The organism is Streptomyces albus subsp. chlorinus (genome assembly GCF_013302895.1).
GTDB lineage: Bacteria > Actinomycetota > Actinomycetes > Streptomycetales > Streptomycetaceae > Streptomyces > Streptomyces chlorinus.
This window is the reverse complement of record NZ_VJOK01000001.1, coordinates 2976478-2990439: the sequence shown is the minus strand read 5'-3', so window position 1 is coordinate 2990439 and position 13962 is coordinate 2976478. Positions and strand designations below refer to the sequence as shown.

Annotated in this window: 10 protein-coding genes; 9 read left to right on the top strand and 1 reads right to left on the bottom strand. The window is 74.2% G+C overall.

Translation table 11 applies throughout. The features are described 5' to 3' along the window. The 4 genes from FM076_RS13310 to mfd form a co-directional block, all read left to right on the top strand. On the top strand, window positions 1–1008 hold a 1008-nt coding region (locus tag FM076_RS13310), incomplete at its 5' end, for an SUKH-4 family immunity protein (protein ID WP_243274469.1). 270 nt (window positions 1009–1278) lie between these two features. Then, window positions 1279–2295, top strand: coding sequence for an LCP family protein (locus FM076_RS13305; protein ID WP_173870566.1), 1017 nt, complete (start codon window positions 1279–1281; stop codon window positions 2293–2295). A gap of 96 nt (window positions 2296–2391) precedes the next feature. Next, window positions 2392–3330: a cellulose-binding protein gene (locus FM076_RS13300; RefSeq protein WP_173870564.1), complete on the top strand. Its 939-nt coding sequence runs from the start codon at window positions 2392–2394 to the stop codon at window positions 3328–3330. A 286-nt stretch (window positions 3331–3616) separates the two neighbouring features. Continuing rightward, window positions 3617–7210: a transcription-repair coupling factor gene (gene mfd / locus FM076_RS13295; RefSeq protein WP_173870562.1), complete on the top strand. Its 3594-nt coding sequence runs from the start codon at window positions 3617–3619 to the stop codon at window positions 7208–7210. 119 nt (window positions 7211–7329) lie between these two features. Here mfd and FM076_RS13290 read toward each other — a convergent pair whose 3' ends face one another. Further along, window positions 7330–8583 carry an FUSC family protein gene (locus tag FM076_RS13290; RefSeq protein ID WP_180217766.1) on the bottom strand — a complete coding sequence of 418 codons (1254 nt, stop codon included), beginning with the start codon at window positions 8581–8583 and terminating at the stop codon, window positions 7330–7332. 227 nt (window positions 8584–8810) lie between these two features. Here FM076_RS13290 and FM076_RS13285 point away from each other — a divergent pair, with 227 nt between their 5' ends. The 5 genes from FM076_RS13285 to FM076_RS13265 all read left to right on the top strand — a co-directional run bounded on the left by FM076_RS13285 (window position 8811) and on the right by FM076_RS13265 (window position 13924). Next, complete coding sequence (locus tag FM076_RS13285; protein ID WP_173874717.1) at window positions 8811–9659, top strand: GmrSD restriction endonuclease domain-containing protein; 849 nt, start codon at window positions 8811–8813, stop codon at window positions 9657–9659. Window positions 9660–9863: 204 nt separating this feature from the next. Continuing rightward, window positions 9864–10526, top strand: a complete 663-nt coding sequence (locus FM076_RS13280; protein ID WP_173870558.1) for a SurA N-terminal domain-containing protein — start codon at window positions 9864–9866, stop codon at window positions 10524–10526. 151 nt (window positions 10527–10677) lie between these two features. Continuing rightward, window positions 10678–11691 carry a nucleoside triphosphate pyrophosphohydrolase gene (locus FM076_RS13275; protein ID WP_173870556.1) on the top strand — a complete coding sequence of 338 codons (1014 nt, stop codon included), beginning with the start codon at window positions 10678–10680 and terminating at the stop codon, window positions 11689–11691. Between the two features lie 152 nt (window positions 11692–11843). After that, a complete protein-coding gene (locus FM076_RS13270; RefSeq protein ID WP_173870554.1) occupies window positions 11844–12488 on the top strand; it encodes a lysoplasmalogenase in 645 nt (214 codons plus the stop codon). A gap of 182 nt (window positions 12489–12670) precedes the next feature. Further along, on the top strand, window positions 12671–13924 hold the full coding sequence (locus FM076_RS13265) for a cytochrome P450 family protein (RefSeq protein ID WP_173874716.1): 1254 nt from the start codon (window positions 12671–12673) through the stop codon (window positions 13922–13924). The last annotated feature ends 38 nt before the right edge of the window (window positions 13925–13962 follow it).

Sequence of the window (13962 nt, the reverse complement as noted above, 5' to 3'; positions counted from 1 at the left end):
GGTGCGGCGCCGCAGCCGGGGCAGCCGACGGTGGGTCCCGGCTACATGGCGGTGCTGCGCTACCGGGCGCCCGACGGTTCCGAGCAGCAGCTCATCCGCCGTTCCGCGCCCGGCACCCCGCACCCCGAGTGGCAGCTGCTGCACGAGCTGCGGGCCATGAACGTGCCGCCGCAGCAGGTGGTGGAGCTGCACACCGAGCTGGAGCCCTGCGATCTGCCGGGCGGCTACTGCGCCCGTATGATCCGCGAGACGTGGCCGCAGGTGCGGGTCTCCCACACCGCGTCGTACGGCAGCGATCATGCCTCCCGGCAGCAGGGCATGCGGCATCTGATCGAGCACCAGGGCGAGCTGCACCAGGTCGCCGACGCGCCGGCCCGTCCGGCGCCGAACCCGGTGCCGCTGCCGCCGCCCGGCCAGATCCCGCCCGCGCCGCCGGTACCGCCCGACGCCGTCGGGCAGGAGCTGATGCAGGCGTTCGGGCCGCAGGGTGTGTTCCGGTTCGACCAGCGGGCCGTCTCCCGCCAGGGCGTGCCCGACATCGTCGCGCAGACCCTCGTGTGGGCCGGTGTCCCCATCGACATGGGGCCGTTCTTCTGGGGCCGGGCCCAGCCCGGCCGCCCCATCCCGACGCTGGCGGAGCTGGCCCAGGAGCGGGGGGTGCAGGCCGCGTCCGACGCCGGTTCGTACCTGGTGGTGGGCACCGACTTCGGGCGGCAGCTGTGTGTGCAGTACGGCACGGCGAGCATCGTCGCGGTGCCGGTGGAGGCGGGTCCCGGCGGGCAGCCGGCGGCCCCGCAGTTCGTGAACACCGGGCTGCCCGAGTTCGTGCGGTGCATGGCCATGCTGGGGCGCATGTGGCGGCTGCGGTACGGGCTGACGCCGGAGCAGGCGGGCCGGTGGACCGTGGACTTCCAGGCGCAGCTCGCCGCCCTGGACGCCGCCGCGCTGGGGTCCCCGGAGAACTGGTGGTCGGTCCTGCTGGAACAGATGTGGGACGGCCTGTTCTGACGGAGTGAGCCGGTCAGGACCGCGTGCCACGGGCCCGGTCAGGACCGCGTGGCAGGGGCTCGTCCGGAGCGCGTGGCAGGGGTCTGCTCCGGGCCGCGTGGCAGGGGCATGCTCCGGGGCCGCGTGTCCTCGTCCGGGACCTGCAGTCCGGTCCCGGCAGTCCGGTCCCGGCCGTGCGGGACCCACCGCCCGGGACCGGCCCCGCCCGGGACTCCGCCGGACGGAGCAGGGCGGCGCGCGGTGCCGTCGCGGGCGGGGGACCCTCGGTCCATGGACGGGGAGAGCGGCGGCGGCACCCTGCGCCGCGCGGGCGGCCCGCGCCCCGGGCGCAGGTGGCCAAAGGTGGCCGTGCTGGTCCTCGTGGTGCTCTTCCTGCTGGTGGCGGCGGCGGTCTCCGCGACGTACCTGTGGGCGGGGACCCGTCTCCAGCAGACGGACGCGCTGGCCGACTACCCGGGCCGTCCGCCGCGCGGGAAGGGCACCAACTGGCTGATCATCGGCTCGGACACCCGTGCGGACCTCAGCCGTGCGCAGCGCGAGAAGCTGCATGTGGGGGGCGGCGGTCAGCGGAACACCGACACGGTGATGCTGCTGCACTACGGCGATGCGGGCCCGTATCTGGTGAGCCTGCCGCGCGACAGCTACGTCGCGGTGCCGGGCCACGGCAAGGGAAAGCTCAATGCGGCGTACGCCCGGGGCGGCCCGAAGCTGCTGACGCGGACGGTCGAGCAGGCGACCGGGCTGCGGCTGGACCACTACGCGGAGATCGACTTCCTCGGGTTCACCCACCTCGTCGACGCGCTCGACGGGGTGCGGGTCTGTCTGCGGAAGCCGCTGCGCGACACGAAGGCGGGCGCCGACCTGCCCGCGGGCTGCCGGACCCTGGACGGCGAGGAGGCGCTGGCGTTCGTACGGGCCCGCTACAGCGATCCCGAGGGCGACCTGGGGCGGGTCAGGCGGCAGCGGCAGCTGCTGAGCGCGCTCGTACGGGAGGGCACCGAAGCGCCCGTCGTGGCCGACCCGTTCCGCTTCTACCCCTTCCTCGGTTCGGCGCTGGACGCGGTCACTGTCGACCGGATGAGTTCCGTCGGGTCACTCACTCGGATGGGCTGGGAGATCAGAGGGCTGACGAGGGGCCACGGCGGCACGGCGACCGTCCCCGTGGCGAACCCGGGGCTCAGCGTGCCGGGTGCCGGGAGTGTCGTCACATGGGACCCATCCGGGTCACGTGTGCTTTTTGATCAGTTGCGCCAGGATGTGCCGATTACGGCAACCGCGGTGAAGTAGCGCATCCTGGGACGAGCCGGTCCCGTGATCTCGTCGTGATCACCGGATCGCGCCAGGAGACGTGGTAGCCGAGGTAAGCCGAGTTAAGGGGCTCATATGAGTGCGTCGTCGCCGCACGGCTTCGTTGTCGTCAGGGGCCGCGGGTACCGGCCCGAGCAGGTCGACGCCCGCGTCACCGAGCTGCACGCGGAACGCGAGGCGGCCTGGGAGCGCACCGCGCAGCTCAATCAGCTCGCCCAGCAGTCGGCGGAGGAGCTGGAGCGGCTGCGCGGCGTGGTCGCCGCGCTGCCCCCGCAGACCTACGAGGCGCTCGGTCCCCGCGCCCAGGGACTCCTGGCCACCGCCGAGACCGAGGCCGCGGAGCTGCGGGCCGCCGCCGAGGCCGAGGCGCAGGAGCTGACCGAGCGGGCCGAGGAGGAGGCGCGCTCCCTGCGGAACGCCGCGCGGGAGGCCGCCGCGCGCCGCCGCGCCGACGCCGAGGCCGCCGCCACCAGGGTCCTGGAGGCCGCCCAGGACCACGGCGACGAGCTGCGCGCCCAGGCGCGGGCCCAGGCCGAGAAGATCAGCCGCGAGGCCGGCGAGGCCCTGCGCGAGATGTCCCGCCGGTGCGCGGCCCTCCTCGCCGAGCAGGAGAAGGAGCAGGCGGCCGAGTCCGACGCCACCGACCGGGAGCTGGCCCGGCAGGAGGCCGCGTTCGAGGCGTACGCGGCCGAGCTGGAGGAGCGCGGCCGGCGGGCGCTGGCCGATGCCGGGCGGGAGCACGCCGAGGCCGAGGAGTGGGCGCGGCACCGGTGCGAGGACGCCGTCGCGCAGGGGGAGGAGGTGCTGGCCGAGGCGCGGGTGCGTCAGGAGCGCATCGCGCGGGAGACCGAGCGGGTGCTGAGGGAGCACGCGGAGCGGGCCGACGAACTCAAGCAGCACATGGCGCATGTGCGCGCGTCCCTCGCGGCGCTGACGGGCCGCACCCCCGGTGCGCCCGACGCCCCTGAGACGGCCACCGTTCCCACCCAGCAGTCGACGACGACCCAGGACTGAGCAACCCGGCTCCGCCTTCCGCGCCGGGGCGGGGCCGGGCCCTCCCCGCGCGGGCCCCCGGGGGCGGGGAGTCCCGCACGGCGGTCCCGGACGGGGTGGTCCCGCACGGGCGGTCCCCTACGGCTCCCTGGGACGGGGAGTGGGGTGTCGGCGGGGCGGCGTAGGGTTGGTAGGGCCCGGCGCGGTGTGTGCCGGGCCCTTCGGCGTGCCCCGCGCGTATGCGCCCGGACCATACGTGCCCCGCACGCCCCCGCCGCACCGGACGGAAAGCCGAAAGCGAAGCCTCATGAGCCTGCACGGTCTGCTCGACGCCGTCATCAAGGATCCCGCGCTTCAGGAGGCGGCCCAGGCCGCAGCGGACGGCAACCGCCACCACGTCGACCTGGTCGGCCCCGGCGCGGCCCGCCCCTTCGCGGTGGCCGCGCTGGCCCGCGAGACCGGGCGGCCGGTGCTGGCGGTGACGGCCACCGGCAGGGAGGCGGAGGACCTGGGGGCCGCGCTGCGCTCGCTGCTGCCCGAGGAGGGCGTCGTCGAGTACCCGTCGTGGGAGACGCTGCCGCACGAGCGGCTCAGCCCGCGGTCGGACACCGTGGGCCGCAGGCTGGCGGTGCTGCGCAGGCTGGCGCACCCGGACCGGGACGACCCGGCGGCGGGCCCGGTCTCGGTCGTGGTCGCCCCCGTCCGCTCGGTGCTCCAGCCGCAGGTCAAGGGGCTGGGCGAGCTGGTGCCGGTCGCGCTGCGGCAGGGGCAGTCCGCCGACCTGGAGGAGGTCGTGGACGCGCTGGCGGCAGCGGCGTACGCGCGCGTGGAGCTGGTGGAGAAGCGCGGCGACTTCGCGGTGCGCGGCGGCATCCTGGACGTCTTCCCGCCGACCGAGGAGCACCCGGTCCGGGTGGAGTTCTGGGGCGACGAGGTGGAGGAGATCCGCTACTTCAAGGTCGCCGACCAGCGGTCCCTGGAGATCGCGGAGCACGGGCTGTGGGCGCCGCCGTGCCGGGAACTGCTGCTGACGCCCCAGGTGCGGGCGCGGGCCGCGGAGCTGATGGAGCGGCACCCGGAGCTGCACGAGCTGCTCGGCAAGATCGCCGAGGGGATCGCGGTGGAGGGCATGGAGTCCCTGGCCCCGGTCCTGGTGGACGAGATGGAGCTGCTGCTCGACGTGATGCCGGCGGGCAGCATGACGGTGGTGTGCGACCCGGAGCGGGTGCGTACCCGGGCCGCCGACCTGGTGGCCACCAGCCAGGAGTTCCTGCGGGCGTCGTGGGCGGCGGCGGCCGGCAGCGGCGACGGGGAGGGCGGCAAGGCCCCGATCGATGTGGGCGCCGCCTCGCTGCGTGGTATCGCCGAGGTGCGCCGGCACGCGCGCGAGCTGGGCATGATGTGGTGGACGGTGAGCCAGTTCACCGCCGACGCCGGGGCCGGGGAGGCCGAGGAGGGGGGCGACACCCTCCTGCTGGGCATGCAGGCCCCGGAGTCGTACCGGGGGGACACGGCGCGGGCGCTGGCCGACACCAAGGGCTGGCTGGCCGAGGGCTGGCGCTGCGTGTACGTCACGGAGGGGCACGGTCCGGCGGCCCGTACCGTCGAGGTGCTGGGCGGGGAGGGGCTGCCGGCGCGGCTGGGGGCACCTCCCGGACGGAGTCTGGGGGAGGGCGCCGAGCTGGCGCTGGACCCGAACCTGGTGCACGTGGCGTGCGGCTCCCTCGACCACGGTTTCCTCGCCCCCGGCCTGAAGCTGGCGGTGCTGACGGAGACGGATCTGACGGGCCAGAAGGCGGCGGGCAGCCAGGCGGCGCGGATGCCCGCGCGGCGCCGCAAGCAGATCGACCCGCTCACCCTCCAGCCGGGCGACTACATCGTGCACGAGCAGCACGGTGTGGGCCGCTACATCGAGATGGTGCAGCGCACGGTGCAGGGCGCGACCCGCGAGTACCTGCTGGTGGAGTACGCGCCGGCCAAGCGCGGCCAGCCCGGTGACCGGCTGTTCGTGCCCACCGACCAGCTGGAGCAGATCACCAAGTACGTGGGCGGCGAGCAGCCCACGCTGCACCGGCTGGGCGGCGCCGACTGGACGAAGACGAAGGCGCGGGCCAAGAAGGCGGTCAAGGAGATCGCCGCCGACCTGATCAAGCTCTACAGCGCGCGGATGGCGGCGCCCGGTCACGCGTTCGGCGCGGACACCCCCTGGCAGCGGGAGCTGGAGGACGCGTTCCCGTACGCCGAGACCCCGGACCAGCTGACGACGATCGGCGAGGTCAAGGAGGACATGGAGAAGTCGGTGCCGATGGACCGGCTGATCTGCGGCGACGTCGGCTACGGCAAGACCGAGATCGCGGTGCGGGCGGCCTTCAAGGCGGTGCAGGACGGCAAGCAGGTGGCGGTCCTGGTGCCGACGACGCTGCTGGTGCAGCAGCACTTCTCCACGTTCACCGAGCGGTACGGGCAGTTCCCCGTCAATGTGCGGGCGCTCTCCCGGTTCCAGAGCGACAGCGAGGCGCGGGCGACGCTGGACGGGCTGCGGGACGGCACCGTCGATGTCGTCATCGGCACCCACCGGCTGTTCTCCTCGGAGACCAAGTTCAAGGACCTGGGCCTGGTCATCGTCGACGAGGAGCAGCGGTTCGGTGTCGAGCACAAGGAGCAGCTGAAGAAGCTGCGGGCCAACGTGGACGTGCTGACGATGTCGGCGACGCCGATCCCGCGCACCCTGGAGATGGCGGTGACCGGCATCCGCGAGATGTCCACGATCACCACGCCGCCGGAGGAGCGGCACCCGGTGCTCACGTTCGTCGGCCCGTTCGAGGAGAAGCAGATCGGCGCGGCGATCCGCCGCGAGCTGCTGCGCGAGGGCCAGGTCTTCTACATCCACAACCGGGTCGAGTCCATCGACCGGGCGGCGGCGCGGCTGCGGCAGATCGTGCCGGAGGCCCGGATCGCCACGGCGCACGGGCAGATGAGCGAACAGGCGCTGGAGCAGGTGGTGGTGGACTTCTGGGAGAAGAAGTTCGACGTGCTGGTCTCCACCACGATCGTGGAGAACGGCATCGACATCTCCAACGCCAACACCCTGATCGTGGAGCGCGGCGACACCTTCGGCCTCTCGCAGCTGCACCAGCTGAGGGGCCGGGTGGGCCGGGGCCGCGACCGCGGCTACGCCTACTTCCTCTACCCGCCGGAGAAGCCGCTGACCGAGACCGCGCACGAGCGGCTGGCCACCATCGCGCAGCACACCGAGATGGGCGCCGGCATGTACGTGGCGATGAAGGACCTGGAGATCCGCGGTGCGGGCAATCTGCTCGGCGGCGAGCAGTCCGGGCACATCGCGGGCGTCGGCTTCGACCTGTATGTGCGGATGGTCGGGGAGGCGGTGGCCGACTACCGTGCCGCGCTGGAGTCCGGCGAGGGCGGCGCCGAGGAGGCCCCGCTGGAGGTCAGGATCGAGCTGCCGGTCGACGCGCACGTCCCGCACGACTACGCGCCGGGCGAGCGGCTGCGGCTCCAGGCCTACCGGTCGATCGCCTCCGCCAACACGGAGGAGGACATCGCCTCCGTCCGCGAGGAGCTGACCGACCGGTACGGCCCGCTCCCGGAGCCGGTGGAGAATCTGCTGCTGGTGGCGGGCCTGCGGATGCTGGCCCGCTCGGCCGGCGTCACCGACATCACCCTCCAGGGCACCAACGTGCGCTTCAGCCCCGTCGAGCTGAGGGAGTCGCAGGAGCTGCGGCTCAAGAGGGTCTACCCGGGTTCGGTCGTCAAGTCCGTGGCCCGGCAGGTGCTGGTGCCCCGCCCCAAGCCGGGCGGACTCGGCGCCAAGCCGCTGACGGGCCGTGATCTGCTGGCCTGGGTGGGGGAGTTCCTCACGACGATCCCCGGCACCTGACGCCGCGGCACGTACCGAGCACGGCCGGGGCGCGGCCCGCCCGGGCGCGAGCCGGAATCCCACCGGGGCCGGAGTCGAATGCGTCCGGGGCCGGGCCGGGGCCAGAGCCAGGGCCGGGGTCAGCGCTCCTCCTCCCACTGCAGCTCGCGCTCCTCCTCGCGTTCGCGGCGGCGCGAGCGCTCACGGCTGCGGAGCTGGCGGATGACGCGTCGCACGGGGTTCTTCTCGCGCTGTTCGCGGGACTGGCGGTCGAGTTCCTGCCAGAGGCGTTCGGACCGCTTCTCGACGTCGAGTTCGTCCAGGATGCGGTCGGCCTCGGCGAGCAGGGCGCCGTGCAGCTGCCACTGGCGGGGGTGTTCGCGGACGGTGTCGAGCAGCTGGAAGGCGACGGTGTCGCGGCTGGCGCGGCTGGCCTCCAGCGACTGGACGAGCTGTGTCTCGGCCTCCTCCGCGTTGGCGCTGACGGGCGTGGTGATCAGCTCGGCGAACGCTTCGACGGCGCGGGCCATGTGCAGGAACAGCTCGCGCATGCTGTCGGCGATGTCGTCGCGGAACAGCGGTTCGGTGGTGCGTTTCTTGGCGAGGTCGGTCACCGTCCGGCAGGTCGTGCGCAGGACGACGGCGCAGATCTCCAGCGTGTCCAGTCCGGTGCGCAGCACGACGCGGGAGAGCAGGCCCTCCCTCACGCGCGGGTTGAGCCGGAGGCTGTCCTCCGCGCGCCGCATCTCGACGTCGACCTCCACGATGTCGTGGTCCAGTTGCCGCGCCTGGTGCAGCCGCTCGGCGGCCCGCCCCACCGGGGTGTGGCCGCACACGTCGTCGCCGAGGCTGTCGAGCAGGCCGCTCATCCGGCTCGCGAGGTCGATGACGGCCTCCCCGGCCGGCTGCACCCACACCGGCGGGACGAACAGCACGTTGAAGGCCAGTCCGACGATGGCGCCGATCAGGGTCTCCAGCACCCGGTCCCAGGCCATGGCGGCGACCTGGTTCTGTGTCACCCCCAGGACCAGCATCGCGCTGATCGCGGTCTCGGGGACGAACTCGCCGGCCTTCACGATGCGGCCGACGATGAGGGCGGCGAGGATGACCACGCCCAGGCTCCACCAGGTCAGTCCGACCAGCGCGCTGAAGCCGCTGGAGAGCAGCACGCCGGCCACCACGGCGTTGACGCGGCGGATGCCGGTCCGCAGCGTGGTGAAGAGGGTGACCTGGGTGACCAGCAGGGCGGTGAGCGGCGCGGTCAGCGGCGCCGCCTCGCTGCTGAGCCGGAGGGCGACGACATAGCTGATCACGGCGGCGATGGTGGACCGGGCCGTCTGGGCGAACTCGGGCTCCCTGTGCCGCCGGACCAGGTTGAGCAGAGGGTCCGTCATCACTTCGCGCACCCTGCGTCCCTGCCCGCTTTGTCCTTCCTTGCCACAGGGAGGGCGCCGTCGGGGTGACGCGCCGCGGGCGGAACGCGCGCGCGGCGGCGCGTTGCGGGGACCGTCTGGGGAGGAGGGCCGGGCGGACTCCATCGGCGCCGGGTTGCCCGGCCGGCCCCGATTATGCTCGCCGGGTGATCGACAGCACTTCCGGGCCGCCCCCGGCCCGCCCCCGCATATCCGCGCCGCACCGCCGGCGCCCCCGCCCCTCCGGCACGGCCGCCGCCCTGGCCGCCGTGCTCGCCGCCGTCACCCTGCTGGCCGGGTGCGAGGCGGCCCCGCCGTTCAGACAAGGGGAAAGCCCCGGTAGCCCGGCGGAGCGGCCGGACGGCTCCCCGGGTGCGGCGGACGGGAAGGACGGCTCCCCGGCGCCGGATGAGGAGGCGGGCGTACGGGCCGTCAGCCCGCTGGACAATCCCGAGGGCACCAAGCCGGGGCTCGCCCCCGTCACCGCCGGGGCCGACCGGGTGCGGGCCCGCCGGCTCATCGAGCAGTTGCGCACCAAGGGCCGCGGCCCGAGGACGGGGTACGAGCGGGAGGCGTTCGGCTACGCGTGGCTGGACACGGCCGACGGCGTCCCGTTCGCCCGCAACGGCTGCGACACCCGCGACGACGTGCTCGCGCGCGACGGGGCGAGGGTGCGGCACCGCTCCGGCTCCGACTGCGTCGTGGAGTCGATGACGCTGGACGACCCGTACACCGGCAGGCGCATCGCGTGGTCCAAACGGCATGCCGTGGCGGTGCAGATCGACCATGTGATGCCGCTGTCCTACGACTGGCAGCTGGGGGCCGCCCACTGGTCCGGGGACAAGCGCCGCCGCATCGCCAACGACCCGCTCAACCTCCTGCCGGTGGACGGGCCGGCCAACGCCGCCAAGCGGGACTCCGGGCCCGCCTCCTGGCTGCCCCCGAACAAGCGTGTCCGGTGCGCGTACGCGGTCCGCTTCGCGCAGGTCGCCCTCAAGTACGAGCTGGCCGTCACCGCGCCGGACAAGCGGGCCATGCTCACCCAGTGCGGGGGCTGACGCCCGCGCGGGCCGTCCGGCCGCGCGCGGAGGCGGGGGAGCCCCCGGGCTCGTACTGGTGAACGGCCAGCTACTCAACTGGTCCCGAATCGTTGGTCGATTTGGTGTCGAACCGGTGGTCACGGACCCGTTCGACTCCCTACCATCGATCACCGCCAGGTCCGTGCGACCAAGCACGGCCCCTCGCCGCCGCCGGGAGGCCCCATGGAAAGCCGTCACCGCTCCTCCGCGCTCACCCTCTCCGCCGCCGCGGCGCTCCTCGCCGCCACGCCGCTGCTCACCGCGTGCGGCAACGACGCGCACCCGGGCGCGGCGGCCACGGTGAAGGGCGACCGGATCAGCATGGCGCAGCTCCAGTCGCGGGTCGGTGCCGTCCGGGACGCGCAGCGCGAGGCGCCCCAGGGCGAGCAGATGATCAAGCAGAGCGGCAAGCTGACCCGCTCCACGCTCGACGGCATGATCCGGGAGCGCATCGTCGCGCGGGCGGCCGAGAAGGCGGGCGTCGGCGTCACCCGCCGCGAGGTGCAGCGGGTCCGCGCCGAGCTGGAGAAGCAGGCGGGCGGCAAGAAGCAGCTGGAGGCGGCGCTGCTGCGCCAGCAGGCGGTGGCGCCGGACGAGATCGACGACCGCATCCGCATGCAGCTGCGCGTCGAGAAGATCGCCAGGGCCAAGGGCATCGACCCCACGTCCCCGGACGGCAACCAGCGGCTCAACGCCGAGCTGTCGCGGGTCTCGGAAGACATGAGGATCAACGTCAATCCCCGGTACGGCACCTGGGACGCGAAGACCTCCACCCTCGCCGGTGCCAGGACCCCGTGGCTGCGCGACCTGTCCGGTGAGGCCGCCGACCGGAGCCAGAACGCCTGACCCGAGGGCGGACGGGGCGGGTGCCGCTCGCGCCCCCTGCGGCCCGTGCCGTCCGGGGCCCGTACTGTCCGGGTCCCCCCCTGCCGTTCCGGGCAGCGGACGGTACGGGGCTCCGCGCCGTCCGGCCGGTGCGTGGGGTTACGTTCGTAGGGTGAACGAGATCCCCGCGAGTGGCCGTATCGTCCTGCTGACCACCACCCACCGGGTGGCGCCCGGCCTGCTGTCCTGGCCCGCCTGGGAGGCCCTGCGCACCGCCGACCGCGTGCTGTGCGCGGACCCGGCGCACCCCCAGCTGCCGTACGTGCGGGAGGCGGGCGTCTCGGTGGAGACGGGCCTCGACGCGGGGGCGTTCGACGCCCGGGCGCTGGTGGACGAGTGCGCCAGGGGCGGCGGCCGTTCGCTGGTGGTGCTCGCCGGCGCCGAGGGCGAACCCGCCCTCACCGACGGCCTCGCCCGGCTGGCCGGCTCCGGCCGGCAGGCGATGCCCGAACTGGAGCTGCTGCCCGGCTCCTGGGACCTGCCCGGCGCGCGGCTGCTGGACGCCGTCCAGGTCATGGACCGCATCCGCCGCGAGTGCCCCTGGAGCGCCCGGCGCAGCCACGAGGACCTCCTGGAGTACGGCGTCGAGGAGATCTACGAACTCATCGACGCCATCGAGCGCGGCGACCGCACCGAGCTGCGCGAGGAACTCGGGGACGTCCTGCTCCAGGTCGTCTTCCACGCCCGGATCGCGCAGGACGACGCGGACGAGCCGTTCGGCATCGACGACGTGGCCGGAACACTGGTGGAGAAGCTGGTGCACCGGCACCCGCACGTGTTCGGCGACGACGTCGCCGAGACGGCGGAGGAGGTCAAGGCCCACTGGCAGCGCCGCAAGGCCCAGGAGAAGAACGCGCGGGTCTCGGTGACCGAGGGCGTGCCGATGGGCCAGCCCGCGCTGTCGCTGGTCGCCAAGCTCGCCGGGCGGGCCCGCGAGGCGGGCCTCGCCGTCCCGGTCGACGGCACCCGGCCGGGGGTGGGGTACGCGCTGCTCGCCCTCGCGGTCGAGGCGGAGCGGGAGGGGGTCGATCCGGAGGCGGCGCTGCGGGCCGCCGCCCGCGAGTACCGGGACCTCATCAGGGAGCGGGAGGCGTCCTCCCCGAACTCCCTGTCCTCCCCTTCATAGGGGCCGGGAGCTTCGCAGGGGCCGGGGGCCCGGGACCGGCCGCGCCGCCCGCGGGGGGCCTTGCCGCGGTCCGGGGGCTCGCCCGCCGTGGCCGGACCCCTGGGGGCGAGGGCGGGGTTGACGGTGCCGTACCGGGCGGTAACACTGCCCGCATGCTGACGAAGAGGGCCGCACTGGCGGCGTTCGCGGCCCTGGGGGCGGGCGACCTGTACGCCACGGTGAGGGCGCCGCGCGGACCGGCCAGGGCCGGAAAGCCGCTCCTGATGCCCGCGCTCGCCGCGCACGCGGTCCGCTCTGCGGAGGGCGGCCGTGTGCCCAAGGCCCTGCTGGCGGGGCTGGCCTGCGCCACCGTGGGGGACACCGCGCTGCTGTGGGACCGTCACGAGAAGGCCCTGCTGGCGGGCATGGCCGCCTTCCTGGGGACGCAACTGAGCTACACGGCCGGCATGACGGGCCGGCTCGGCGCCGTGCGGGGACTGCGGGCCCGGCCCCGGCGGGCCGCCGCCGCGTTCGGGGCGTGGGCGGCGGTCAACGCCGCGCTCGCACCCGCGCTGGAGCGCCGGATGCGGCTCCCGGTCGCGGGGTACAGCCTGGCGCTGGCGGCGATGGGCGCCGCGGCGCTCGGCGTCGGGGGCAGGATGGCCGCCGGCGCTGTGGCGTTCGTGGCCTCCGACGCGCTGATCGGGCTCCAGACGGCGGGGTGCGACTTCCCCTCGCAGGAGACGCTGATCATGGCGGGATACCTGCTGGGCCAGTACCTGATCACGACGGGGTGGCTGGACCACCTTCCGGGGTGACCACGAGGGACCACGAGCGCGGAGCCGCCCCCACGGAGGGCCGCCACCAGGGGAGCCGCCACCGTGGACTCGTCACAGCGGAGCCCGTCACCGTGGAGCCGCCACCGGGTGCGCGGCGCTTCCGGACGGCGCATACGGTCGTAGGCGTGCAGGACCAGAACACTCCGAGCGACCCACCCGGCATGCCGCCGCTGTTCGACTGGCGGTTCGCGGCCGACCCCTACCCCGCGTACGCGTGGCTGCGCGAGCACGCGCCCGTACGGAAGACACGGCTGCCCAGCGGGGTGGAGGCGTGGCTGGTCACCCGGTACGCGGACGCGCGGCAGGCGCTCGCCGACCCCCGGCTGAGCAAGAACCCGCACCACCACGGCGAGCAGGGCGCGCACGGCAAGGGGAAGGTCGGCATCCCGGGCGAGCGCAGCGCCAATCTGATGACGCACCTGCTCAACATCGACCCGCCCGACCACACGCGGCTGCGCCGGCTGGTCTCCAAGGCGTTCACCCCCCGCCGGGTGGCGGCCTTCGCCCCGCGGGTGCGGGAACTCGCGGACGGCCTGATCGACGCCTTCGCGGCGCGCGGCGAGGCGGACCTGATCCACGCGTACGCGTTCCCGCTGCCGATCTACGCCATCTGCGACATGCTCGGTGTCCCGCGTGAGGACCAGGAGGACTTCCGCGCGTGGGCCGGGATGATGCTCCATCAACCGGGCAGCCCCCGGGGCGGTGTGGGCCGCGCGGTCAAGAAGATGCGCGGCTACCTCGCCGAGTTGATCCACCGCAAACGGGAGGAGCTGGCCCGCGCCGAGGGGGCCGACGATCTGATCTCCGGTCTCATCCGCGCCTCCGACCACGGTGAGCAGCTCACCGGGAACGAGGCGGCGGCGATGGCGTTCATCCTGCTGTTCGCCGGGTTCGAGACGACCGTCAATCTGATCGGGAACGGGACGTACGCGCTGCTGCGCAACCCCGGCCAGCGGGCCGTCCTCCAGCGTGCCGTGGCCGAGGACGACGAGGAGCTGCTGGCCACCGCCGTCGAGGAACTGCTGCGCTACGACGGCCCGGTGGAGCTGGCGACCTGGCGCTTCGCCACCCGCGAGCTGACCCTCGGCGGACAGCGCGTACGGGAGGGCGAGCCGGTGCTGGTCGTCCTGGCGGCGGCCGACCGCGACCCGGAGAAGTTCAGCGAACCCGACACCCTGGACCTGGCGCGGCGGGACAACCAGCACCTGGGGTACGGGCACGGCATCCACTACTGCCTGGGCGCACCGCTGGCCCGGCTGGAGGGCCGTACCGCGCTGGCCGCACTGCTGCACCGGCTGCCCGACCTGCGGCTGGCCGCCGACCCGGACGAACTGCGGTGGCGCGGCGGGCTGATCATGCGCGGGCTGCGGACCCTGCCCGTGGCGTTCACCCCCGTTGCGGAACCGGAGAACTGACAGGCCGTCAGCCGCGTGACCACGGCGTGATCTCCACG

Bases quoted from the DNA above. Each gene is read 5' to 3' on its own strand.
- FM076_RS13305 (WP_173870566.1), top strand. From the start codon at position 1,279: ATGGACGGGGAGAGCGGCGGCGGCACCCTGCGCCGCGCGGGCGGCCCG.
- FM076_RS13300 (WP_173870564.1), top strand. From the start codon at position 2,392: ATGAGTGCGTCGTCGCCGCACGGCTTCGTTGTCGTCAGGGGCCGCGGG.
- mfd (WP_173870562.1), top strand. From the start codon at position 3,617: ATGAGCCTGCACGGTCTGCTCGACGCCGTCATCAAGGATCCCGCGCTT.
- FM076_RS13290 (WP_180217766.1), bottom strand. From the start codon at position 8,583: ATGACGGACCCTCTGCTCAACCTGGTCCGGCGGCACAGGGAGCCCGAG.
- FM076_RS13280 (WP_173870558.1), top strand. From the start codon at position 9,864: ATGGAAAGCCGTCACCGCTCCTCCGCGCTCACCCTCTCCGCCGCCGCG.
- FM076_RS13270 (WP_173870554.1), top strand. From the start codon at position 11,844: ATGCTGACGAAGAGGGCCGCACTGGCGGCGTTCGCGGCCCTGGGGGCG.
- FM076_RS13265 (WP_173874716.1), top strand. From the start codon at position 12,671: ATGCCGCCGCTGTTCGACTGGCGGTTCGCGGCCGACCCCTACCCCGCG.